This is a genomic window from Methylobacterium sp. Leaf125, assembly GCF_001423085.1.
Lineage (GTDB): Bacteria > Pseudomonadota > Alphaproteobacteria > Rhizobiales > Beijerinckiaceae > Methylobacterium.
In genome coordinates, this window is record NZ_LMNU01000012.1 from 334,706 (window position 1) to 357,479 (window position 22,774).

Annotated in this window: 21 protein-coding genes; 8 read left to right on the top strand and 13 right to left on the bottom strand. The window is 69.4% G+C overall.

The window, feature by feature from the left end; genetic code table 11:
- Positions 1 to 24 precede the first annotated feature (24 nt).
- Together uraH and uraD are read left to right on the top strand one after the other, a co-directional pair.
- Entirely contained in the window at positions 25 to 378 is a 354-nt protein-coding gene (uraH, locus tag ASF58_RS12705) for a hydroxyisourate hydrolase (RefSeq protein ID WP_055952477.1), read from the top strand.
- A gap of 5 nt (positions 379 to 383) precedes the next feature.
- Complete coding sequence (gene uraD, locus ASF58_RS12710; protein WP_055952480.1) at positions 384 to 914, top strand: 2-oxo-4-hydroxy-4-carboxy-5-ureidoimidazoline decarboxylase; 531 nt, start codon at positions 384 to 386, stop codon at positions 912 to 914.
- A gap of 6 nt (positions 915 to 920) precedes the next feature.
- Here the strand turns inward: uraD and fghA are convergent, their stop codons facing one another.
- Positions 921 to 1,754 carry an S-formylglutathione hydrolase gene (fghA, locus tag ASF58_RS12715; RefSeq protein WP_055952483.1) on the bottom strand — a complete coding sequence of 278 codons (834 nt, stop codon included), beginning with the start codon at positions 1,752 to 1,754 and terminating at the stop codon, positions 921 to 923.
- 179 nt (positions 1,755 to 1,933) lie between these two features.
- A complete protein-coding gene (locus tag ASF58_RS12720; protein WP_055952486.1) occupies positions 1,934 to 3,070 on the bottom strand; it encodes an S-(hydroxymethyl)glutathione dehydrogenase/class III alcohol dehydrogenase in 1,137 nt (378 codons plus the stop codon).
- Positions 3,071 to 3,286: 216 nt separating this feature from the next.
- Between ASF58_RS12720 and ASF58_RS12725 the strand changes: the two genes are divergently transcribed.
- From ASF58_RS12725 to ASF58_RS12735, 3 genes are all read left to right on the top strand, one after another.
- Positions 3,287 to 3,922, top strand: coding sequence for a DUF938 domain-containing protein (locus ASF58_RS12725; RefSeq protein ID WP_055952489.1), 636 nt, complete (start codon positions 3,287 to 3,289; stop codon positions 3,920 to 3,922).
- The gene (locus tag ASF58_RS12730; RefSeq protein WP_055952491.1) at positions 3,922 to 4,941 is read left to right on the top strand and encodes an arsenic resistance protein; all 1,020 of its coding nucleotides are present in this window, start codon (positions 3,922 to 3,924) and stop codon (positions 4,939 to 4,941) included. Before ASF58_RS12725 ends, ASF58_RS12730 begins: the two co-directional genes overlap by 1 nt.
- A 291-nt stretch (positions 4,942 to 5,232) precedes the next feature.
- Positions 5,233 to 6,897, top strand: coding sequence for an OFA family MFS transporter (locus ASF58_RS12735; protein WP_055952493.1), 1,665 nt, complete (start codon positions 5,233 to 5,235; stop codon positions 6,895 to 6,897).
- A 63-nt stretch (positions 6,898 to 6,960) separates the two neighbouring features.
- Here ASF58_RS12735 and ASF58_RS12740 read toward each other — a convergent pair whose 3' ends face one another.
- Positions 6,961 to 8,229, bottom strand: coding sequence for an EAL domain-containing protein (locus ASF58_RS12740; protein ID WP_156375655.1), 1,269 nt, complete (start codon positions 8,227 to 8,229; stop codon positions 6,961 to 6,963).
- A 174-nt stretch (positions 8,230 to 8,403) separates the two neighbouring features.
- Here ASF58_RS12740 and ASF58_RS12745 point away from each other — a divergent pair, with 174 nt between their 5' ends.
- Positions 8,404 to 10,530, top strand: a complete 2,127-nt coding sequence (locus ASF58_RS12745) for an adenylate/guanylate cyclase domain-containing protein (protein ID WP_055952496.1) — start codon at positions 8,404 to 8,406, stop codon at positions 10,528 to 10,530.
- Between the two features lie 21 nt (positions 10,531 to 10,551).
- Here ASF58_RS12745 and ASF58_RS12750 read toward each other — a convergent pair whose 3' ends face one another.
- The 3 genes from ASF58_RS12750 to pyk all read right to left on the bottom strand — a co-directional run bounded on the left by ASF58_RS12750 (position 10,552) and on the right by pyk (position 13,463).
- Complete coding sequence (locus tag ASF58_RS12750) at positions 10,552 to 10,947, bottom strand: DUF3307 domain-containing protein (RefSeq protein ID WP_055952499.1); 396 nt, start codon at positions 10,945 to 10,947, stop codon at positions 10,552 to 10,554.
- A 140-nt stretch (positions 10,948 to 11,087) separates the two neighbouring features.
- On the bottom strand, positions 11,088 to 11,741 hold the full coding sequence (locus ASF58_RS12755; protein ID WP_162242046.1) for a FecR family protein: 654 nt from the start codon (positions 11,739 to 11,741) through the stop codon (positions 11,088 to 11,090).
- A 300-nt stretch (positions 11,742 to 12,041) separates the two neighbouring features.
- The gene (pyk, locus tag ASF58_RS12760) at positions 12,042 to 13,463 is read right to left on the bottom strand and encodes a pyruvate kinase (protein WP_055952506.1); all 1,422 of its coding nucleotides are present in this window, start codon (positions 13,461 to 13,463) and stop codon (positions 12,042 to 12,044) included.
- Positions 13,464 to 13,941: 478 nt separating this feature from the next.
- Here pyk and ASF58_RS24970 point away from each other — a divergent pair, with 478 nt between their 5' ends.
- Positions 13,942 to 14,985: a PAS domain-containing protein gene (locus tag ASF58_RS24970; RefSeq protein ID WP_162242047.1), complete on the top strand. Its 1,044-nt coding sequence runs from the start codon at positions 13,942 to 13,944 to the stop codon at positions 14,983 to 14,985.
- Positions 14,986 to 15,262: 277 nt separating this feature from the next.
- Here ASF58_RS24970 and ASF58_RS12770 read toward each other — a convergent pair whose 3' ends face one another.
- The 4 genes from ASF58_RS12770 to ASF58_RS12790 all read right to left on the bottom strand — a co-directional run bounded on the left by ASF58_RS12770 (position 15,263) and on the right by ASF58_RS12790 (position 18,858).
- Positions 15,263 to 15,505, bottom strand: a complete 243-nt coding sequence (locus ASF58_RS12770; protein ID WP_055952512.1) for a hypothetical protein — start codon at positions 15,503 to 15,505, stop codon at positions 15,263 to 15,265.
- Between the two features lie 256 nt (positions 15,506 to 15,761).
- Positions 15,762 to 16,331, bottom strand: coding sequence for a helix-turn-helix transcriptional regulator (locus ASF58_RS12775; RefSeq protein ID WP_244477308.1), 570 nt, complete (start codon positions 16,329 to 16,331; stop codon positions 15,762 to 15,764).
- Positions 16,332 to 17,036: 705 nt separating this feature from the next.
- Positions 17,037 to 17,822 carry an alpha/beta hydrolase gene (locus tag ASF58_RS24975; protein WP_082513037.1) on the bottom strand — a complete coding sequence of 262 codons (786 nt, stop codon included), beginning with the start codon at positions 17,820 to 17,822 and terminating at the stop codon, positions 17,037 to 17,039.
- 283 nt (positions 17,823 to 18,105) lie between these two features.
- Positions 18,106 to 18,858, bottom strand: a complete 753-nt coding sequence (locus ASF58_RS12790; RefSeq protein WP_055952521.1) for an SDR family oxidoreductase — start codon at positions 18,856 to 18,858, stop codon at positions 18,106 to 18,108.
- Between the two features lie 111 nt (positions 18,859 to 18,969).
- Between ASF58_RS12790 and ASF58_RS12795 the strand changes: the two genes are divergently transcribed.
- Positions 18,970 to 19,863, top strand: coding sequence for a LysR substrate-binding domain-containing protein (locus ASF58_RS12795; RefSeq protein ID WP_055952524.1), 894 nt, complete (start codon positions 18,970 to 18,972; stop codon positions 19,861 to 19,863).
- A gap of 237 nt (positions 19,864 to 20,100) precedes the next feature.
- Here the strand turns inward: ASF58_RS12795 and ASF58_RS12800 are convergent, their stop codons facing one another.
- From ASF58_RS12800 to ASF58_RS12810, 3 genes are read right to left on the bottom strand one after another with little or no spacing between them, the layout of a single operon-like run.
- The gene (locus ASF58_RS12800) at positions 20,101 to 20,640 is read right to left on the bottom strand and encodes a gamma carbonic anhydrase family protein (RefSeq protein ID WP_055952527.1); all 540 of its coding nucleotides are present in this window, start codon (positions 20,638 to 20,640) and stop codon (positions 20,101 to 20,103) included.
- Positions 20,641 to 20,653: 13 nt separating this feature from the next.
- Complete coding sequence (locus ASF58_RS12805) at positions 20,654 to 21,439, bottom strand: enoyl-CoA hydratase (protein WP_055952530.1); 786 nt, start codon at positions 21,437 to 21,439, stop codon at positions 20,654 to 20,656.
- On the bottom strand, positions 21,436 to 22,683 hold the full coding sequence (locus ASF58_RS12810; protein WP_055952532.1) for a CoA transferase: 1,248 nt from the start codon (positions 22,681 to 22,683) through the stop codon (positions 21,436 to 21,438). Before ASF58_RS12810 ends, ASF58_RS12805 begins: the two co-directional genes overlap by 4 nt.
- Between the last annotated feature and the right edge of the window lie 91 nt (positions 22,684 to 22,774).

The following is a 22,774-nucleotide window of genomic DNA, read 5'->3' on the forward strand; positions in this document are numbered from 1 at the left end:
ACACAGTCCGGAGCCCGATTGCACATGGCCGGCATCACCACACACGTCCTCGACGCGGATCGCGGCCGCCCGGCGCCCGGGGTGCGCATCGACTTTTCCGTGATGGAGGGCGGAGCCTGGCGCCTCGTGAAGAGCGTCGTCACCAATGCGGACGGGCGCACCGACGCGCCGATCCTGCCCGCCGCGGAGGCCCGGATCGGCCAGTACCAGCTCGAATTCCACATCGACGCCTACCTGCAGGCCAAGCCCGGCGTGACCGAGGCCGACATCTTCGTCGACAATCCGGTGGTGCGCTTCGCGGTCTTCGATGCGGGGCAGCACTACCATGTGCCGATGCTGTGCGCGCCGGGCACCTGCGCCACCTACCGAGGCAGCTGACCGCCATGGCCGATCCCGGGAAGCTCGACCTCACCGCGATCAACCGGCTCGATGCCGCCGGCTTCGTCGTCCGGTTCGGCGGCGTGTTCGAACATGCGGCCTGGGTCGCCGAGCGCGCCCATGCGCATGGGCCCTTCGCCAGCGTCGACGCGTTGCACGGCGCCATGATGCGGACCGTGCGCGCCGCGCCGGCCGAGACCCGCATCGCCTTCCTCAACGGCCACCCGGAGCTCGCCGGCCCCGAGGCGCGGGCCCGCAGCATGACGGCAGATTCGGCGAGCGAACAGGGCAGCGCCGGGCTCGACCACATGCCGCCCGCGGACGCGGAGGCCTTCGACCGCCTCAACGCCGCCTATCGCCGGCGCTTCGGCTTTCCCTTCATCATCGCGGTGCGCGGCCGGGCGCGGTCCGAGATCCTGGCGATCTTCGCGGCACGCCTGCGGGGCGCGCCCGCCGAGGAGGAACAGGCCGCCCTCGACGAGATCGCGCTGATCACCCGGATGCGGCTCGATCGCCTCGTCGCCGCATCCGGGTGAGAAGACCTACTTCAGGCGCGCCGCCGCCCAGGCGATGTGGTCGGCCATGAAGGTCGAGATGAAGTAGTACGAGTGGTCGTACCCCTCGCGCATGTTCAGGGTCAGGGGAATGCCGGCGGTTTTGCAGGCCTCTTCCAGGAGCCAGGGACGCAGGCCGTCGTCGAGGAAGCTGTCGGCGGTGCCCTGATCGACCAGGAACTCGGAGAAGCGGTGGCCGTCGGCGATCAGCGCGGTGGCGTCGTGGGCGCGCCAGGTGCTCGCATCCGGTCCGAGATACTTCTCGAAGGCCGGCTTCGACCAACCCGCGGTGGAGGGCTGAGCGATCGGCGCGAAGGCCGAGCAGGACTTGAAGCGGTCGGGGTAGGTCAGGGCGATGGTCAGCGCGCCGTGGCCCCCCATGGAATGGCCGAAGATGCCCTGGCGGGACATGTCGGCCGGAAACTCCTGGGCGATCAGCGCCGGCAGCTCCTCCGTCACGTAGCTCCACATCCGGTAGTTCGCGGCGTAGGGCGCCTGGGTGGCGTCGAGGTAGAAGCCGGCGCCGGAGCCGAACTGCCAGTTGCCCTCCTCGTCGGGGATGCCGGCACCGCGCGGGCTGGTGTCGGGCGCCACGATGATGACGCCGTGCTCGGCCGCGGCCTTCCGGTACTCGCCCTTGTCCATGACGTTGGCGTGCGTGCAGGTCAGGCCCGACAGGTACCACAGCACGGGCACCGGACCGGCCTCGGCCTGGGGCGGTACGAACACCGCGAAGGTCATCGGGCAGCCCGTGGTCTGCGCATCGTGCTTGTAGACGCCCTGCGTGCCGCCATGGGCGCGGGCCTTCGAGATGGTTTCCATGGGCCGTGATCTCCTGTCCGGGGGCTGGCCCCGCTTCGGGGCATAGGTAGGGTCACCGAGGGATTGTGCCGATGCGCGTCCCGCTCCCCCGCGTCGGCGGGTCGGGCGCGGGAGCGCGACCGTCGGAGCGGTCGCCCCCTCTCCCGCAGCGGGGAGCGGGGGCGGATCGCGCCCGATCCTTAGTAAACCACCACTGAGCGGATCGACTTGCCCTCGTGCATGAGGTCGAAGCCGTGGTTGATCTGCTCGAGCGGCATCGTGTGGGTGATCAGGTCGTCGATGTTGATCTTCCCCTCCATGTACCAGTCGACGATCTTCGGCACGTCGGTGCGGCCGCGGGCGCCGCCGAAGGCCGAGCCCTTCCAGACGCGGCCGGTGACGAGCTGGAACGGACGGGTCGCGATTTCCTTGCCGGCCTCGGCCACGCCGATGACGATGGACTCGCCCCAGCCGCGGTGGCAGCACTCGAGGGCCTGACGCATCACGTTGACGTTGCCGGTGCAGTCGAACGAGAAGTCCGCGCCGCCGCCGGTCACGTCGAGGATCGCCTGGACCACGTGATCGTTGCCGACCTCCTTCGGGTTGATGAAGTGGGTCATGCCGAACTTGCGGGCCATCTCCTGCTTGTCCGGATTGATGTCGACACCGATGATCTTGTCGGCGCCGACCATGCGGGCGGCCTGAAGCACGTTGAGGCCGATGCCGCCGAGGCCGAACACCACGACGTTGGCGCCGGGCCAGACCTTGGCGGTGTAGATCACCGCACCGATACCGGTGGTGACGCCGCAGCCGATGTAGCAGATCTTGTCGAAGGGCGCGTCTTCGCGGATCTTGGCCAGCGCGATCGCGGGCAGGACCGTGAAGTTCGAGAAGGTCGAGCAGCCCATGTAGTGGAACAGGGTGTTGGACCCGCCCGGGCTTCCGCCCGTGGAGACGCAGGAGAAGCGGCTGGTGCCGTCCGGCATCACGCCCTGGCCCTGCGTCGCCCGGATGGCGGTGCAGAGGTTCGTGCGCTGCGACAGGCAGGACTTACAGTTGCGGCATTCCGGGGTGTAGAGCGGGATGACGTGGTCGCCGGGCTTCAGCGCGGTGACGCCGGCGCCGACCTCGCGCACGATGCCTGCGCCCTCGTGGCCGAGGATCGCCGGGAACTTGCCCTCGGAATCCAGGCCCGAGAGGGTGTAGGCGTCGGTGTGGCAGATGCCGGTGGCCATCAGCTCGACGAGAACTTCGCCGGCCTTGGGTCCCTCGATGTCGATGGTCTCGATCGTGAGAGGCTTCTTGGCCTCCCACGCGACCGCAGCGCGCGTCTTCATAGCGTTGTCCTTAAAGCTGTGATGATCACGGACGGCGGCGATGGATGCCGGCGCTTCGCCTCGCTGCACCCGGGGGGTGGCAAGCCGAACGGCCCGAAAATCTGCCTGGTGTTTGATGCCTCCGGCGTCGAGATGCAACAGCCGTGCTCCGTCGTTTGCGCCAGGGTTGCGAATTTGGAATGACGGTCGCCGCGACGCGACAGGATCGGATGGACGATGAAGGACTGGGATGTTGGGCGTGAGGCGCTGGTCGCGCCGGCGGTGGCGCGCAATCGCGCGGCGATCCTCGGCGTCCTGAGGGACGTCCTGCCCGAGACCGGCACGATCCTGGAGATCGCCAGCGGATCGGGCGAGCACGTGGTGCATTTCGCGGCCGCCCTTCCGGCGCTGACCTGGCAGCCGAGCGACCCGGAGCCGGCCTATCGCCGCAGCATCGCGGCGCATGCGGAGGCCGCGGGTCTCACCAACCTTCGGGCGCCCCTGGCGCTCGACGCCGCCGACGCCGCCTGGCCGATCGCGCGGGCCGACGCCATCCTCTGCATCAACATGGTCCACATCGCGCCGTGGTCGGCCACGGAAGGGCTGATGGACGGCGCCGCCCGCACGCTCGCGCCGGGCGGCATCCTGTTCCTCTACGGCGCCTTTCGCGAGGGCGGCCGCCACACCTCCGAGAGCAACGCGGCCTTCGACGCGGACCTGCGTGCCCGGGACCCGCGCTGGGGCGTGCGCGATCTCGAGACGGTGGCGGAGGCGGCCGCGCGGCGCGGCCTGCGGCACGAGACCCGCATCGGCCTGCCGGCGAACAACCTCGGCTTGGTCTTCCGCCGCCCGGCATCGGCGGCCCCGGCCTGATGGCCGCCGATGCCCAGGACCATCGCGCGGGCAACCGAGTCGCAACCCTGCGCGACAGCCTCGAAGCCCGTCAGATCGCGCTCTACCTCGCGGCCGTCGCCGCCGCGACCGCGACGGCTCTGACGGTGCCGGGAACCGCGGCCCTGGAACGGGGGATCAATCCGGCCCTGGCGCTGATGCTGTTCGTGACGTTCCTGCAGGTGCCCCTGCGGGAGCTGGGCCACGCCTTCACCCGCGCCCGCTTCCTGGCGGCGCTGATGGCCGTGAATTTCCTCGCGATCCCGCTGCTGGTCGCCGGGCTCACGCTCCTGCTTCCCGCCGACCCGATGCTGCGCCTGGGCGTGCTGCTGGTGCTGCTGACGCCGTGCATCGACTACGTGGTGACCTTCGCCCATCTCGGACGGGCGGATGCCAGGATCCTGCTGGCCGCGACCCCGGCGCTTCTCCTCGCCCAGATGGCGCTGTTGCCGCTCTACCTGCGTCTTCTTCTCGGCGCGGATGCGGGGCGGTTCGTGCAGGTCGGCCCCTTCCTTCACGCCTTCGGCTGGCTGATCGCCCTGCCTTTGGCCGCCGCCGGGGCCGTGCAGGTCTGGAGCGGGCAGAGCCACCGCGGAGAACGGGCCGCGGCCGGGCTCGGGCTGCTGCCGGTCCCGGCGACCGCCCTGGTCCTCTTCGTGGTGATCGCCGCGGTCCTGCCGCAGCTCGGACCGAGCTGGGCGGCGGCCGCACAGGCGGTCCCCTTCTACCTGGCCTTCGCCGCGATCGCTCCACTGATCGGCTGGGGCGCCGGGCGGGTGTTCCGGCTCGACGCGCCCACCGGGCGGACCCTGGCCTTCAGCGCCGCGACGCGAAACTCGCTCGTGGTCCTGCCCCTCGCCTTCGCGGTTCCGGGCGGAGTGCCCCTGCTGCCGGCCGTCATCGTCACGCAGACGCTGGTCGAACTGATGAGCGAGCTAGTTTACGTGCGGTTGATCCCGCGGCTCGGGCGCCCGTCCCACCACGCTGCGTCCTTGCCCTGACCGCCGTTCACCCGGCCATCCGGACCGGCGACCCACCAGTCGCCGACGTCGGCGCGCGGGATGCCGAGGGTGAGACCGCCGGCAGGACCGGTCGGACCAGACGATGCGAGCGCCAGGCGCGCCGGATTCAAGTGAGACCTGCGATCAGGCGCCGGAAAACACGGTGGAGCGCCTGACAGGGCAAGCAAAACGTTCGACGCTTGCCTCCAGCGCCGTCGCACGACGTTTCTCGCCATGCTTTAATCCCGAAAAATCGCTGCACCGCGGCGTATCGGGGGAGCAATGCCTGGAATGGATCTTCGCGTTTCTGACGCGTCCCTGTCGGACGCACACACGCCCGGGTGGCTGTCCCGCGAAGCGATCGTCGCGAAGCCCGGCTTCAACCGGTGGCTGGTGCCGCCGGCAGCCCTCGCCATCCATCTCTGCATCGGAATGTCCTACGGTCTGTCCGTGTTCTGGCTGCCCTTGTCCAGGGCGCTGAGCGTCGGCCAGCCCGCGCCGGCGGCCTGCCCGGACATGAGCCTCGCCACGGCCCTGTTCACCACCACCTGCGACTGGCGCGTCAGCGACCTCGTCATCGTCTTCTCCATCGGCATCGTCATGCTCGGCCTCTCGGCGGCCGTGTTCGGCGGCTGGCTGGAGCGGGCCGGCCCGCGCAAGGCCGGCCTCGTGGCGGCGCTCTGCTGGGGCGGCGGGTTCCTGATCGGCGCACTCGGCGTCTACGGGCACCAGCTCTGGCTGATCTGGCTCGGCATGGGGCTGATCGGCGGCATCGGCCTCGGGCTCGGCTACATCTCCCCGGTCTCGACCCTGGTGAAGTGGTTCCCCGACCGCCGCGGCATGGCCACCGGCATGGCCATCATGGGCTTCGGCGGCGGCGCCATGATCGGCTCGCCGCTCGCCACCCTGTTGATCAACACCTTCAAGACCCCCGATTCCGCCGGCGTCTGGCAGACCCTCGCGGTAATGGGCGGGCTCTACAGCGTGGCGATGCTCTGCGGCGCCTTCGGCTACCGCGTGCCCCCGGCCGGCTGGCAGCCGGACGGCTGGACCGCGCCGGCGGCCAAGAGCGCGATGATCACCTCGGGCCATGTCCACCTCGACCAGGCCCACAAGACCCCGCAGTTCTGGCTGCTCTGGGCGGTTCTCTGCCTCAACGTCTCGGCCGGAATCGGCGTGCTCGCCCTCGCATCGCCGATGCTGCAGGAGATCTTCGGCGGCGCCCTGATCGGTCAGCCGGGTGTCGGCTTCGGACAGCTCGATGCCGGCCAGAAGACCCAGATCGCGGCGGTGGCGGCCGGGTTCGTCGGCCTCCTGTCGCTGTTCAACATCCTCGGACGCTTCTTCTGGGCCTCCATGTCCGACAAGATCGGCCGTAAGGTGACCTACGCCACCTTCTTCGCCCTCGGGTGCCTGCTCTATGCCGGCGCGCCCTGGGCGGCGTCGATCGGCTCGAAGGCGCTGTTCGTGACCTTCTTCTGCGTGATCCTGTCGATGTACGGCGGCGGCTTCGCCACGATCCCGGCCTACCTCGCCGACATCTTCGGCACGCAGTTCGTCGGCGCCATCCATGGGCGGATCCTGACCGCCTGGTCGACCGCCGGCGTCGTCGGCCCCTTCGTGGTGACGGCGATCCGGCAGGCGCAGGTCGATGCCGGCATCCAGGGTGCGGCGCTCTACACCCGCACGATGTATATCCTGGCGGCCTTCCTCGCGGCCGGCTTCGTCGCCAACCTCCTGGTCCGGCCGCTCGCGGCGCGATGGTTCATGAGCGACGCCGAACTCGCCGCCAGCGCGAAGGGCGGAAACGCCACGGCGCTGGGCCGCACCGGCGATGCCGGCATCGGCCGGGGTGGCGTCACGCCCCTCGCGATCCTCGCCTGGGTCGCCGTCGGCCTTCCGATCGCCTGGGGGATCTGGAGCACCGTCTCGAAGGCGATGATCCTGTTCGGCTGAGGGCCGCCGCGGCCCTCCCGGACGAAACGCCGACGAGCCCGGCCGGGTCGACCGGTCGGGCTTTCAGGCGATCAGGCGAAGCCCGGGACGCTCCGGCTCCGGCGCCGGCCAGGTCCGGATCGCCTGTACCGCGCCGGCCAGGGGCGCGGGGCGCCCGAAATGATATCCCTGCCCGAAGGCGCAGCCCATGCCGGCAAGAAGATCGGCCTCGGCGGCCTGCTCGATGCCCTCGGCCACCACGGACACGGCCAGATCGTCGGCCAGCCGGAGGATCGTCTGGACGATGCCCCGGCTGGTCTGATCGGCCAGCAGGGTGCGCACGAAGGCACGGTCGATCTTCAGGGTCGTCACCGGCAGGGTGCTGAGATAGCTCAGCGAGGAATACCCCGTTCCGAAGTCGTCGATCGCGATCCCGAGGCCGGCGTTGCGGCACTGCATGAGGGTGGCGGCGGCGCGCTCGGGATTGTCCATCAGCATGCTCTCCGTGACCTCGATCTTGAGGCTGGAGGGCGCGATCTGGGTCCGGGCCAGGAAGTCGGCGATCATCTCGGGGAACGAGGCGCCGGCGAGGTCGCGGCCCGAGACGTTGACGGTCATGAAGAGGGGACCATCCAGCGCGTCGGGATTGGCCTGGGCGGCGAGGATGAGTTCGGGGAAGACCCGCCCGACTTCCGCGAAGGCATGCGCGGTCAGGTCGATGATGAGACCGGACGCCTCGGCGGCGGGGATGAATTCGATGGGCGGCACCAGGCCCCGGGTCGGGTGGCGCCAGCGCATCAGGGCCTCGAACCCGGCCAGCCGCCGCGACGACAGCCGCACGATGGGCTGGAAGAACAGTTCGAACTCGCCGTTGCGCAGGCCGGCGCGGATCTCGCGCTCCAGCGACAGGGCGCCGAGGGCGGCCGCGAAGGTCTCGGACGGGGGTGTATCGGTGCCGAGGACCGGCGGCGGCGCGGTGCCCTTCATCTGCTCGAGGATGGCCACCGTCTGCCGGTACCGCGCCAGCACCACGCCGAGGCACATCCGCAGGATCGGATCGGTCTGAGCGATGCGGTGGGAGAGTTGCTCCTCCGTGATGACGACGAGTTCGCTGTCCTCCAGGGCCCGCACCGCGGCGGAGCGCGGCTGGTGATCGAGGATCGCCATCTCCCCGACGATCTCGCCGGGCCCGCGATGCGCCAGGATGAGGTCCCCCTCCGGACGCTCGAGCACGATCTCCAGCCGGCCGCTGACGATGAGGTAGGCGGCATCGCCCACGTCGCCGGCCGAGAACAGGCGCGCACCCGCCGGCAGGTGATGATGGTCCAGGGTCGTCGCTTGGGAACTCGGCACGGAACGTTCCAGGCTGGGCACAGTGACGGCCCGGGCCGAAGCGTGGCGGGGCCCGGTTAAGGGCTGGCGAACGACAACCGCTTTCTTTCGCGGGCCGAGTCCTATCCTTAACGAGATCTCAGCACGCCGGCGCGAGACTGTTCGCGAAGACGCCCCGCGCGGAGCCCAGTCCCGATGTTCCTGTTACGACGCCTGGTCCCGGTGGGCGTGGGCCTTGGCCTGGTGCTCAGCCTGCTGGCCGTGCGAACCGCCGTTCCGGAGCCGTTCGAGCGCCTGCGGCAGGCGGCCTTCGACAGCTTCCAGCGGATCAACCCCCGCCAGACCGAGGGCGCCGCGGTCCGGGTCGTCGATATCGACGAGGAGAGCCTGAAGCGGCACGGCCAGTGGCCGTGGCCCCGTCACGTGGTGGCGGACCTCGTCGCGGCCTTGCAGGACCTCGACGCCGGCGTCGTCGCCCTCGACATGGTCTTCGCCGAGCCCGACCGCACCTCGCCCGCGCTCCTCGTTCCGGACTGGACGCGACGCTTCGGCTTCCGCGCGGTGGAATCCGCGACGCCCCTGCCGGACCACGATGCCGCCCTGGCGGCGGTGTTCGCGCGGGGCCGCGTCGTCGCGGGCTTCGCGCTGACGCGGAACGCGCAAGGCGCCCCCGTGACGCGCAGTGCCGGCTTCGCGACGATCGACGGCGATCCCGCCCGGACGGTCCCGAGCTTCGCGGGCACGGTCCTGAACCTGCCCGTGCTCGACGCGGCCGCCGCCGGTCACGGCAACTTCGCCATCGCGGCCGGCAGCGACGAGATCATCCGGCGCCTGCCGCTCCTCGCAACGATCGGGGACCGCCTGGTGCCCTCGCTCGCCCTCGACGCCCTGCGGGTGCTGCAGGACGAGGAGAGCTACACGGTACGGGCGGAGCGCGACGGCGGGACGCTGACCGGCTACACGATCCGCGTCGGAGCGGTCGACCTCTCGGTCGATCGCTCCGGCGCTCTGGCCCTGCACTACCCGACGGCCCGCTCGACGCCGACGATCCCGGCCTGGCGGCTGCTGGATCCCGAACAGCGTCCCGGCCTGCGCGCGGAGATCCAGGGCCGTGCGATCTTCCTCGGGACCAGCGCGGTCGGGTTGTCGGATCTGCGTCCGACGCCGATGACCCCGTTCGAGCCCGGCGTGAACCTGCACGCCATGGCCCTCGATCAGGCGGTCAACGGACAGGCGCTCAGTCGTCCGGCCTGGGCCCTCGGTGCGGAGATCGTGGCGGCACTGCTGCTCGGCGTCGCCGCCGCCCTGGCCTGCGGCTTCGTGCGGCTGCGCAGCGCCGGGCTCGCCATGGCCTTCCTGGCGCCCGTGCCGACCTTCGCCACCCTGGCGCTGTTCGCCCGGGGCGGCCTGCTCCTCGACCCGACCCTGCCGACCTTCGGCCTCTTCGTCGCCCATGCGGGCGGGAGCCTCGCCCGCTACGCCGGCTCGGAGCGCTCGGCCCAGCGCCTGCGCGCCGCGTTCACGCACTACCTGTCGCCGGATCTGGTGGCGGTGCTGGCCAGCGATCCCGGCCGGCTGAAGCTCGGCGGCGAGAGCCGCGAGATGACGTTCCTCTTCACCGACCTCGAGGGCTTCACCGCAATGACCGAGGCCTCGGGTGCCGAGGCCCTGGTCATCCTGCTGAACGCCTATCTGGACGGCATGTGCTCCATCGCGATGGCCCATGGCGGCACCGTCGACAAGATCGTCGGCGACGCCGTGCACGTCATGTTCAACGCGCCCCTCGACCAGCCCGACCACGCCGAGCGGGCGGTGGCCTGCGCCCTCGCCCTCGACGGCTTCGCGGAAGCCTTTCGGCAGCGGCAGCGGGCCAAGGGCGTGCCGTTCGGCGCCACCCGCATCGGCATCAACACCGGACGCGCCGTGGTCGGCAATTTCGGCGGGACGCGCCGCTTCGACTACACGGCGCACGGCGACGCGATCAACACGGCGGCGCGACTCGAATCCGCCAACAAGGCCCTCGGCACCCGCATCTGCATCGCCCGCACCACCTGCGACCAGGTGTCCGGCGTCAGCTTCCGGCCGATCGGCACGCTGATGCTGAAGGGCAAATCCGTGGGCGTCGAGGTGTTCGAGCCGACGGGACAGGCCAGCGACGCGCTGGACGCCTATCGCGAGGCCTTCGGACGGCTGGTCTCGGGGGAGGCCGGCGCGGCCGAGGCGCTGCTGCGCCTGCACGCGGCGAACCCGGACGACCCGATCCTGGCACTCCATGCCCGCCGCATCCGGGCGGGCGAGCGTTCCGTCAGCATGGCGGCCTGAGGTGGCGTCGCCGGGACGATCTCAGGCGAGGACGAGGAGCACCACCAGGGCGATGTTCGTGAGCTGGTGCAGGAACTGGTCGAAGCCCATCAGCCACCAGAAACGCGGGTCGGTCATGGGCCAGCGGGTGCGGTGGGCGACCAGGGTCTTGGCCCGGTCGACGAGCCCGTGGACCACGAAGTCGACGAGCGCGAGCCACCACAGGCCGGGCTTGTAGAGCAGGGCGATCGCCAGGGTGCCGAGGGAATGCGTCCCGGCATGGACGGCGAGCGGCGCCGCCCAGCCCGCGACCCGCTCCTTGCCGCGGGCCATCCAGTCGGTCTGGACCACGAAGTCGATGACGTAGTGCTTGGCCGCCATCGCAACCATGAGAGCCGCCAGGGTCGACAGGGGGACGGGCGTGTCGAGGGCCTGCACCAGGGCGGTCTCCAGAAGGTCGGGCGGCGCGGGACCGCGGTCCCACCCGGGCGTTGCGGGGTCACCCGGGTGCGGTGGCGGCGGACGCTATCGGAACAGCGCGCGGAAGCCCACCGGTCCGACCTCCGCTCGCGAGTCTGTCAGCGGCCGAGCGTGGGGACGAAGCGCGCCTGGTCGCTGATCGTGACCGTCGCCACGGCCCGCTTGGTGCGGTCCTCCGGCCAGGGTGCCGCCGCCTCGGGGGCCCGGCCCTTGTAGACCATCGTGCCCTGGCCCTTGCGCATGAGGACGCTGCCGCGCTTCGTCCGCAGCATCACCTCGCCGTCGAGCACGAGCACGCCGAAGCCCCCGTCGATGGCGCCGCCCCAGACCGTCGTCCCGCGCACCCCGAGGGTGCCCACCGCGGTCTTGATCGCGACGTTGCCGCCGGTCGGACCCTCGATCTTGCCGCCGACGAAGAGGAAGGCGCCGCGCGCCACCGAGAGGGCGAGCTTCCCGCCCTGGGCGCCGGGTTTGTAGACGAACTCGTCCACGGTGATCTTGCCGCTCTCGCCGAGGGTCAGGACGGTGTCGTCGGCAAGCTTGGCCTCCAGGCGCGACTCGACGCCGGTGCGGATCATGTCCTTGAAGAACACCGGCCCCTGCGGAGCCATGTCGCGGGCCTGGCCGGACTGGGAGGCGACGGCCTGGCGGTCGACCTTGACGACCACGCCGACCTGCTGGGGCGCGGCGACGGCCGGCGCGACGCCGACGAGGAAGAGGGTAGCGAAGGCGCCGACGGTTTTCAGGGTCACGGTCATCGTCCACGTGGCAGGGCGGGAGAGCAGGCACGTGGACGGGGACGCGAACGTCCGCTCAGGTTGAACGACGGCAAGGCACCGGTACACGTGCCCGGGTTCTACGCCTGCGGTCTTAAGGCATCGCTAAATAGCCTGGATCGCCGGGCCGGGCCGGCGCCTCTTCTTGCCGGAACTCGCCTAAACCGTCGACGACCCACGAGACACGGCCCGGTTGCTGCGTTTCTAGGCGACGTTGTGCACAGGAATCGGTTTGTCGCCCACCCCCGCCCATCACGGCGCCGAGGCCGGACCGGTTCAGGCGGGCGGCACCTGCGCGACGCGAATGTTGTTGGTGGTGCCGGCCACCGCGAAGGGGATGCCGGCGGTGATGACCACGCGGGCGTGGGGCAGCGCGAAACCCTCCTCCACCGCGTGAGCCAGGGCGTTGGCCACCATCGCCTCGTAGGAATCGACCTCGTCGGCCCGCAGGCTGTGCGCCCCCCAGAGCAGGCACAGCCGGCGCGAGGTCGCGAGATCCGGCGTCAGGGCCAGGATCGGCACCTGCGGCCGGCGCCGGGCGATCCGGGCCGCGGTGGTGCCGCTCAAGGTGTAGGCGACGATGGCGGCCGCCCCCACCGCATCGGCGAGGGTCGCGGTGGCGCTGGCGACGGCGTGGGGCGGCGTCTCCTCCTCGCCCGGATCGGTGGCGGTGATCAGCGAGCGATAGAGCTTGTGCGTCTCGGTCCGGTGGATGATGCGCGCCATCATCGCCACGGTCTCCACCGGGAACTGCCCCGTGGCGGATTCGGCCGAGAGCATCACCGCGTCCGCCCCGTCATAGATCGCGGTGGCCACGTCCGAGGCCTCGGCCCGGGTCGGCGTCGGGGCCGAGACCATGGAATCGAGCATCTGGGTGGCGACGATCACCGGCTTGACCGCCAGCCGGCAGGCCCGGATCAGCTCCTTCTGCCGTCCGGGGACGTCCTCGTGCGGGATCTCGACCCCGAGATCGCCCCGCGCCACCATGACGGCGTCGGACAGCCGGATGATGTCGTCGATCCGCTCCAGGGCCTGGGGCTTCTCGACCTTGGTCATCAGCCCGGCCCGGTCGCCGATCAGGGCGCGGGCCTCGATGAGGTCGGCGGGCTTCTGGACGAAGGAGAGCGCGACCCAGTCCACCCCGAGCTCCAGCCCGAAGGCGAGGTCGGCCCGGTCCTTGGCGGTGAGCGGGGAGAGGTCGAGCAGGGTGCCGGGCAGGTTCACGCCCTTGCGGTTCGAGAGCGTCCCGCCGGTGATCACCTCGGCGGTGAGGCTGTCGCCGGTCAGGCCGGTGACCCGGACGCGCACCCGTCCGTCGTCGATGAGCAGGTCCTGGCCCGGGGCCACCGCCAGGAAGATCTCCCGATGGGGCAGGGGGATGGCATGCCGGTCGCCCTCGGCGCCCTCGAGCACGAAGCGCAGCGTCTCGCCGGGCGCGACGTCGAGGCGCCCGCCCGCCAGGGTGCCGAGGCGGATCTTGGGTCCCTGCAGGTCCTGCAGGATGCCGATGGGCCGCCCGGTCTCCCGCTCCAGGGTGCGGATCGCCGCGTAGACCCGGGCATGGTCGTCCTGCGTGCCGTGACTGAAATTCAGGCGGAAGGTGTCGACCCCGGTCACGAAGAGCCGGTGCAGCATGTCGGGCGACGACGAGGCGGGCCCGACGGTGGCGACGATCTTGGCGTGGCGGTTGCGGCGCATGAGTTCCCACGGCCGCGCACGGCCGCCTCCCTGGCGTGAAGGCAGAGGATCACGACGGGGTGCACCGTCCGCGCGGTCATCCCGACGGGTGAAGCAAGCGGCGACGATTGCGGCCGACCGGACGATTCGGCGACCCTCGGAATACACCGAAACTCTATCGCAGGTTAACGGACCGGTAAACGCCGGACGAAGCTCCCTCGGGCCGGGTCAGACGACGGGCGCGCCCGGACAGCGCGTTCGGGCACCGGTGCCAGGCGCCGAGGACGGCGCGACCGTCACGCCACCCAGCCGCGCCTCCGATCGCGTCCGCGGCAGCAACGCGACCGGCATCCGGCAGGCCGGGGCGTACACGAAGAATTTTTTCTCGCAGTACAACTACAATTCCAGGTTGGTATGTACTCACTTTTATTTGATTTCGCGCAGGGTTTCCGTGGCCCTCCTCAAGTGCTGTAGGAGAAAAATAACTTATGATATTTTCTTGACCAGGAGATCCGACCCGGCGATGGATGTCGACAGCCTGCAATTCTCGTCGCGGCATTTCCTCCATCTTCTCGAGAGCCGGGGCATCAGCGGCACGTGGGGATGGCGCTTCGCCGCCGATCAGCATGTCTGGTCGCCCGGCTTGTTCCGCATCCTCGGGCTCGATCCCCAGACGACCCGGCCGAGCTACGACCTGTTGGTCGGGCTGGTGCATCCGGAGGATCGCGGCCGGATGGCGAGCGGAGCCGGCCTGATCCGGGACGTGTCGCAGGGGAAGCAGACGATTCGCGTGATCCGGCCGGACGGGTCGCACCGCGCCCTGTCGGTGCGCAGCGAGCTCAACCTTGCCCCCGACGGACGTCCCCTGGGGATCGCCGGAAGCGTCCTCGACGTGACCGAACGGGAAAGCCTGAGACGGGCCGTGGCGGCGGAGCAACGCCGCCGGCGGGCGCTGTTCGACCGCACCCGGACCCTGACCTTCTCCAACGATCCGGACTACGCCTACACCTTCTCGGAGGAGGCCTACGAGTTGACCGGCCTCTCGCCGGACGAGACGGCCGATGACGCGTTCCTGGCGGTGGTGACCGAGGAGCGGGAGCACTGGCGCGCCGTGAGCCTCGCGGCGCATCAGGTCGGGCGCGTCTATACGATGAAGCCCGTCCTCTACATCGCCGGCCGGAAGCGGGAGCGCTTCGAGATCTTCACGGTGCCGATCACCGATGCGAGCGGTCAGGTCGTGGATTGGGGCAACCTCGCGCGGCCCCTCGGAACACGGGGAAGCCCGCCCCTCGGCATGCTGCTGAAGGGTCTCGAGCAGGCGATCGGCGGACATCACCTGCGCGCCGCCCGCGCCCTGCTGGACTGGTCGATGTCCGATCTCGCCAGGGCCGCCGGCCTGTCCCTGTCGACCGTGAAGCGCATGGAGGAACACCCGGACGGCACGGCCCAGCGATCGCGGCACAAGGCCGTGGAGACGCTGCGGACCGTCGGAATTCAGTTTTCCGTCCTGGACGGCGGCGTCATCGCCGTCGGGCGTCGCTGAGGGCGACGGTTCCCGCACCGGTCCGGGCCGGCGGGAACCCCGGTCCGGGACGATCCCGCGGCAGGACGATCCCACGGCAACATACGCTCACGAAACGGTCGCATCCCGCGGACGCGGTCCCATCGGGGACCGGCGCGCACCGATGGGGCGCCGGCCGTGAACGCATGGGTCGATCGGGTCGTCCGAGGCGCGGCGGAGACAGGACCGGATCCGAAGGCCGACCCCCGATCCCCTGGGAACAGGCAGCGTCCCGCGCCCGGTCCCGGTCGCGTCGGACTCAGAGGCTGCCGTCGCCGTGATGACCGTCCTGGAGGCGGATGGCGATGTCGGTTCCGTCTCCGTCGAAATCCTGACGCGCGGCAGTGGGCTGGACCGGCACGGTCGGGATCGGCTTCGCTGCGTTCAGGGATGTGTACTTCGCGGAGAGACGCTGCTGTTTCGCGGCAGCCGTGGCCGGTGCGGCAGCCATCACCGTCAGGGACAGGCCGGCCAAGACGAGCACAGGAATGAAATGTTTCATTGTTTCCTCCCGTCGATTCTACGACGCCACGAGGATCGTCCAAACCGAGACGCCGTCATCCCCTAAATTGACTACGATCTATCAATATTCGCGCCAATCCGCGACGATATATTCTTGCTATGATTGTTCGCATCATGCTGGTATACAATATCTCACAGTGAGAATTTTGATGGACACTTAGGATGCTCATCGGCCAGCAGGCCATGACCATGAATTGCATTCGGCCGCGCCGCGCGCGCGTGAGCCGGATCGCCGATCAGGGCAGGCTGGAGAGCCGGGACACCAGCATCACCAGTTCGGCCTGCCGATGGGTGTGCGTCTTGGCGAAGATCGCCCGAAGCTGGGCCCGGACGGTGGCGACGCGGACACCCTGGAGGGCCGCCGCTTCCGCGAGGGTCGCGCCCTGCGCCATCAGGGTGGCGAGTTTCGCCTCGGTGCGGGTCAATCCGAAGACCTGTTCCAGGGCGCCGTGGTTGAGGATCGGCGTTGCGTCGAGGTCGATCAGCAGGAGGACGGAGTGCGACCCGTCGACCTCATCGATCGGGAGCGGCACCGCATTCATGATCAGGGGGCGCTGGTCGGGGCGCTCCACCAGGATCCAGTTCTCACTGTCCAGCTGAAACCGGGCCCGGCCCTGATTGAGCAATCGCTTGACGATCCCGCGCCCGAGGCCGTCCAGCACATCGACCTCAACCTCGGACCGGCTGAGACAGAACATGGCCTGGAAGATGCGGCGCGCGCTGTCGTTGAGGGCCAGCACATGCCCATGCGTCGAGAGCACGAGCCCGCCGTAACCCATTCGGTCGAAGACCCGCAAGAATGGCATCCCGACAAGCATGGTCGCGACATACCTCTCCCGATGCCAGCCCGGCGCAGCGACCGTGTCGGGTTACGTTAGGCAATATTCGCGTGTGGTCAATACGTCCGCCGATCCACGGATACTGATCTATCCTGACAGTCCTACTGGATCGCAGGATCGAAGATGACCAGAACCCTGCGATCTGCAGACGTTTTCGCGAGGGGCCGGACAGCTGCACCAGGACACCTGCACGCTCGCGTACAGGACCTACCGGCTGGGGCAACCGCCGGAACGGTCCGGAGCGGTACCTGGCGAAGCCCGAGCGCCGGTTGGACGACGGATCACGGACCGGCCAACGCGGCTTGCGGGGTGTCTCGGCCGGTCCATTGCCCCGCGTGGCCGGAATCCGGCGCTTGGTTCCGATTGGTGTGGGTCCGCTGCGGGTGGATGGCTGCCGGTCCGCTTCCGAGCATCGCAGGCCTGACGCGTGCCTTCGACCCGACCCGGCCGCTCGGACGGCCATTGCCCCAGCCCAAAAGACGTCGACCATCCGGCGACTCGACGCGAGGTGGCCGAGGGACAATGGTTCGATGAACAGGAGCGGAGCTTCGGCTGCAAGCGAGACAGCGAGCTTGCCAAGGGCAGAACGATGCAGTCCGCTCAGCGCCAGGCTGAGCTGCTCTCCGCCTTCAGCAATCTCGGCGACGATGCCTTGCTCAGCGGCGCCTCATGTCACCAGCCCCTCACATAGGCCTGGGCAAAGTCACGGATCATGGCGTTGATCTGATCGGGAACGAGAAGTGTTGAGAAGTGACCTGACCCGATCGTCTGCCCGACCTTGATCTGAGGCTGGACTTCGCGCAAACGGCCGACGTTCGCGCTCGACGTGTCCGCTCCAATATAGGCGATCGGCACTGTGCAGCGCGCGGCAACCGGCTCCGCATCGTAGTTCAGAATGTGTTCGTCAAAAGCTTGTGTGAGAACACGCTGGTGTGTCCTGCGAAGCGAGCGAAAAAACGCATCTCGGATACTTGGATCTTCTCCCGGTATGTACAAACCTGCAAGGCTCACTTCGATGGCCTTGAGGTAGTCCTCCCCCTTCAGCTGTTCGCTGAATATCTCCATCGCATCTCGGAATGGCGTTGGCAGGCAGACATAGCTGTCGACCATGACAACGGCCGCCGCGATGTCCGGGTGACTTGCTCCAAATTCGAGCGCGATTGTCCCACCCATGCTATGTCCAACGACAATCGGCTTTTCAATGTCGAGCTTGAGACAAACCCACGCGAGGTCGTTGGCGAAGTTACTGACGGTGTAGTCTTCGGTTGGAGCATCGCTTTCTCCATGACCACGAAGATCAACCGCGATGGCCCTCCGGGTCCGTCCGAAGAATTCCTGTTGGCGTTTCATGAATGAGCGGTTGCATCCCCATCCGTGTACCAGCAGAACCGGCGGGTTCGATCCACTTCCGACTTCGTCATAGACCATCTTCATGCCATTGATGCTGAGTTCCGACATCGTGATCTCCGCCTTTTGCTTAGAGCATGACGCTATGCATGCTGTCTTGCGTATCGATTATGAAGTCGCGCGTTTCGGTTTCATGTGTAACGCTTGAGCTTCCGGAGCTTCGCTCAGCACGAAAGCTGAGCAAGACTGGGCGTGCGGTCCCGCAATCCAAGCGCGACCGTTCCAGAAAACCGCCGATGCGGTTGGAGCTCGGATCAAGCCCTCTCAGGCGAGGGGGCCGCCCGTGTCGCCCGAAGCCGACGGCTCAAGGGGCTCGGGTTGTCGGCCGGTGTGATCAGATCTGGGTCAGTCCGCCGTCGACGAACAATTCCGCTCCGTTGATGAAGCTGGCATCGTCCGAGGCCAGGAACAGCGCGGCCTTGGCGATCTCCTCGGGCCGGCCGATCCGGCCGGCCGGGATCTGCGTGGCGAGGAAATCCTTGATGCCCCGCGCCTGATCGCCGCCGCCGAACACATCGTTCAGCCCGTTCGTCTCGGTCGGCCCCGGGCTGACGACGTTCACCCTGATGCGACGATCCTTGAGGTCGAGGATCCAGCTACGCGCCAGGTTGCGCACTGCGGCCTTGCTCGCGCTATAGACGCTGAACGCGGGCGTTCCCGACGAGCCGGCGTTGGAACCGTTGAGAACGATCGACGCGCCGTCCTTCAGCAGCGGCAGCGCCTTCTGCACGGTGAAGATCGTGCCCTTCACGTTGGTGTCGAACGTCCGCTGGTAATGCGCCTCGGTGATGGCCCCGAGCGGAAGCATGTCGCCGCCACCGGCATTCGCGAACAGGACGTCGATCTGAGCGTGCCGCTGCCGGACGGCTTCGTAAACCCGGTCGATGTCGGCGAGGTCGGACATGTCGGCGCGCAGACCCGTGACCTGGCCGCCGATCTCCGTCACTGCGGCGTCGAGCACATCCTGGCGCCGCCCGGTGACGAACACCGAGGCGCCCTCCCGCGCGAACGCCTTGGCGGCGGCGAGGCCGATGCCGCTGGTGCCGCCTGTCACCACCACCACTTTGTCTTGAAACCTACCGGTCATCGTCGTTCTTCCGAGTCCAGCGGCGTGTGAGCCGTTGCCAAGAGAGATGGCCGCAGAACGATGATGCGGATAGGTCGCAAATCTGGCACGTAGCGTTCCAATCGAGGAACGATGATGCGCTCAGACCTCAACGACTACGTCACCTTCGCCGAGGTCGTCGCCCATGGCGGCTTCACGGCCGCAGGCCGGGTGCTTCGCGAGCCGAAATCGAAGCTGAGCCGCCGCGTCTCGGCGCTGGAGGCGCGGCTCGGGGTGCGGCTGATCGAGCGCTCAAGCCGACGTTTCCGCGTGACCGAAATCGGGCAGACCTTTTACGAGCGCTGCCGGGCCATGATGCTGGAAGCGGAGCGGGCGGAAGCGCTCGTTGCGGAAGCGCAGGCCGAGCCGCACGGGCGAATCCGGATGAGTTGTCCGCCAAATCTGGTGAAGGTGGTGTCGGCCATCGTGCGCGGCTTTCTCGACCGCTTCCCGAAGGTCCAGCTCCAACTCGTCGTCTCGAACCGCGCCGTCGACCTGATCGGGGAGCGGATCGACGTCGCGCTCCGCGTTCGCCACGAGTTGACGAGCGATGCGTCCCTCACGATGCGGTCGCTCGGACGTTCCCGTTGGATCCTCGTCGCCAGCCCGCAGGTTGCGAGCGGCCTCGGTGCCGATCTCGCCGACCTCGCCTCCGTTCCGACCATGAGTACGAGCGACGAGGCGGGCGAAACCACCTGGAGGCTCGAACGCGAGGACGGGACGGCGCAGGTGCTGCGCCATGAGCCGCGGCTGACCTGCGCGGACTACACCGTTCTCTGCGATGCCGCGGCAAACGGACTGGGCGTCGCCTTCCTGCCTGATCACGCATGCGCGGCGTACATGAACGCGGGCAAGCTCGTCCGCGTGTTCCAGGACTGGCGGAGCAAGGACGGCATCGTCCATATCGTATTCACGACCCGCCGCGGACTGCCACCCGCCGTCCGCGCGCTGATCGACCACCTGGCGAGAGAGTTTCCGGACCTGTGACGGCGCGCGACCGGGGGGTGATGCTTGGCGCCGCGGGCGTATCGGAACGCAGACGGTCGATGACGGAGCGCTCCCGAGAAGCGTCGATGCCGGTCTGAGCAAGCGCCCAGGGCTGCGAGGGGACGATTTCGAGCGTCATCCGGGCCGGGCGGGGCCCTCGTGGGTTTCGCGAGGGCCTGCGACCCGCGAACCTGGGTGACGACGACCAGGGCCCCTCTGTGCCGGCGCCGGTCTCGGTCAGGCGTCTTCGGGAAGCGCGTGCAGATCCTGGCGGAAGCGGCGGCCGTTGACGACGTAGTTCCCGGCGGTCTGCGTCAGGCGCTCCGCACTCTCCGGGTCGAGGGTACGGACGGCCCGGGCGGGCGCACCGAGGATGAGGCTGTTGTCGGGAAACGCCTTGCCCTCGGTGACGAGCGCATTGGCCCCGATCAGGCAGTTGCGGCCGATGCGGGCGCCGTTGAGGATGGTGGCGCCCATGCCGACGAGGCTGCCGGCCCCGATGGTGCAGCCATGCACGATGGCCCGATGCCCGACGGTGACATCGTCTCCCAGGTGCAGGGGGAAGCCGGGATCGGCATGCAGCACGGCCCCGTCCTGGATGTTGGTCCGGTCCCCGATCCGGATCTCGTCGTTGTCGCCGCGCAGGACGGCGCCGAACCAGATCGAGACATCCCGGCCGAGATGGACGCGCCCGACCACGTGGGCACCCGGGGCGATCCAGGTGCTGTCCGGGTCCGCGAGCTGCGGGTGGTGCGGGCCGAGGGCGTAGAGGGTCATGCGGCGTCCTCGCTCAGGTGCCGGTCCAGGCCGCGGGGCGCTTGGCCAGGAAGGCCTCGACGCCTTCCGCGAAGTCCCGGCTGCCATAGCATTCCGCGATGAGGTCCGTCGCCTCGGCCTGCGGGTCCAGCTCGAGCCGGCGCAGCATCGCGCGGGTGACCCGCATGGTCACGGGGGCATGGCCGAGGAGGCGCTCGCAGATTGCCGCCACCTCGGCGTCGAGCCGATCGGCCTCGGCCACGGCGGCGAGGTAGCCGAGCGGCGCCAGGGTCTCGGCGGTCGGCATCTCGGCGAGCAGCATCATGCGGGTGACGAGGCCCTGGCCCAGCGTCGCGGTGAGGCGGCGCAGGTTGGCCGGCGAGAGGCAATTGCCCAGGGTCCGGGCGATCGGCACCCCGAAGCGGGCCCCGGCCTGCGCCACCCGGATGTCGCAGGCATTGGCGATGGCGAGGCCGCCGCCCACCGCCCAGCCCTCGATCACCGCCACGGTCGGCACGCGGCAGCGCTCCAGCCCGGCGACGTAGCCCTCGATGCGGGCCTCGTAGGCGACGCCGTCCGCGCCCGTGAAGCCGACGAATTGCTCGATATCCGTTCCGGCCACGAAGGCCTTGCCGCCGGCGCCCCGCAGGACGGCGACGCGCACGGAGGGGTCGGCCTCGATCCGCGCCAGGCTCTCCGCCAGCGCCTCGTACATCGCGAAGGTGAGGGCGTTGCGGGCGGCCGGCCGGTCGAAGGTCAGGTGCGCGACACCGCCCTCGACCCGGTAGCGGACGGCGCCCGTATCCTGGGTCTCGCTCATGCGGCGAAGGCCCCCTCCGCGCGCAGGCGCTCGATCGCCGCCTCGGACAGGCCGAGCTCCGCCAGGATCTCGTCGGCGTGCTCACCGAGCAGCGGCGCGTGGCGGCGGACCTGGGCTGGCGTGCCCGAGAGCTTCACCGGGAAACCGATGTTGGGGACGCTGCCCTCGATGGGATGGGGCACCTCGATGCGCATCGCCCGGTGCCGGCCGTGCTCGCTCTCGAAGGCTTCCGGATAGGTGTTCATGCGCCCGGCCGGAATGCCGGCGGCCAGCAGATCGGTCACCCAGTCCTCCGCGTTCTTGGCGGCGAAGCTCGTCTCCAGCTCGGCGATCAGGGCCTCGCGGTGGGCGAGGCGCCCGGCGATGTCCTGGAAGCGCGCGTCCGCCAGCAGGTCCTCCCGCCCGAGTACGTCGCAGAGCAGGCGCCAGAGCTTCTGGTTCGTCGCGCCCATGACGAAGTAGCCGTCCGCCGCCTGAACCGCCTGATAGGGCGCGCTCATGCGGTTGGCCGTCCCGAGCGGCTCGGGGATCCGGCCGGTACCCCAGTACTCGCTCGTATCCCAGATCGAGAAGGCCAGCGCCGAATCGAACAGCGAGGCGTCGATGTACTGGCCTTCGCCGCTGGCCTGCCGGCCGATATAGGCGCTGAGGATTCCGTAGACCGCGAACAGCGCGCAGCCGATGTCGGCCACCGGAACGCCGGCCTTCACGGGCGGACCGCCCGGATGGCCGGTGACGCTCATGACGCCCGACATGGCCTGGGCCATGAGGTCGTAGCCCGGGCGCTTGGCCCAGGGGCCGGTCTGCCCGAAGCCCGAGATGCTGGCGTAGATCAGGCCGCGGTTGCGCGCCCGCATCGCCTCGTAGCCGAGGCCGAGCCGGGCCATCACGCCGGGGCGGTAATTTTCGACCACGATGTCGGCGGTCTCCGCCATGTCGAGGAGGAGATCGCGCCCGGCCGGGCTCTTCAGGTTGAGGGCAAGGCTGCGCTTGTTCCGGTTCATGTTGAGGAAGCCCATGCTGTCGGGCCCCTTCATCTTGAACCCCATGGCGCCCCGGGTCTGGTCGCCGGTGCCGGGCGGCTCGATCTTGATCACGTCCGCCCCGAGATCGGCGAGCAGCATGCTGCAGACCGGCCCCGCCATCACCTGCGTCACGTCGAGGACGCGCAGGCCCGCGAGGGGCAGGGGGCCGGTCGGGGGGCGGGACCGGGGGTCGGTCGTGTCCTGCACGGCTTCGTCCATCGTGCGCGGTTCCCTGTGTCTTGCGCTACGCAGCTCTCCTCCCCCTCGCGGGGAGGAAGGAAAGGTGGGGGCGGCTCCGCCGGCCTCGGCA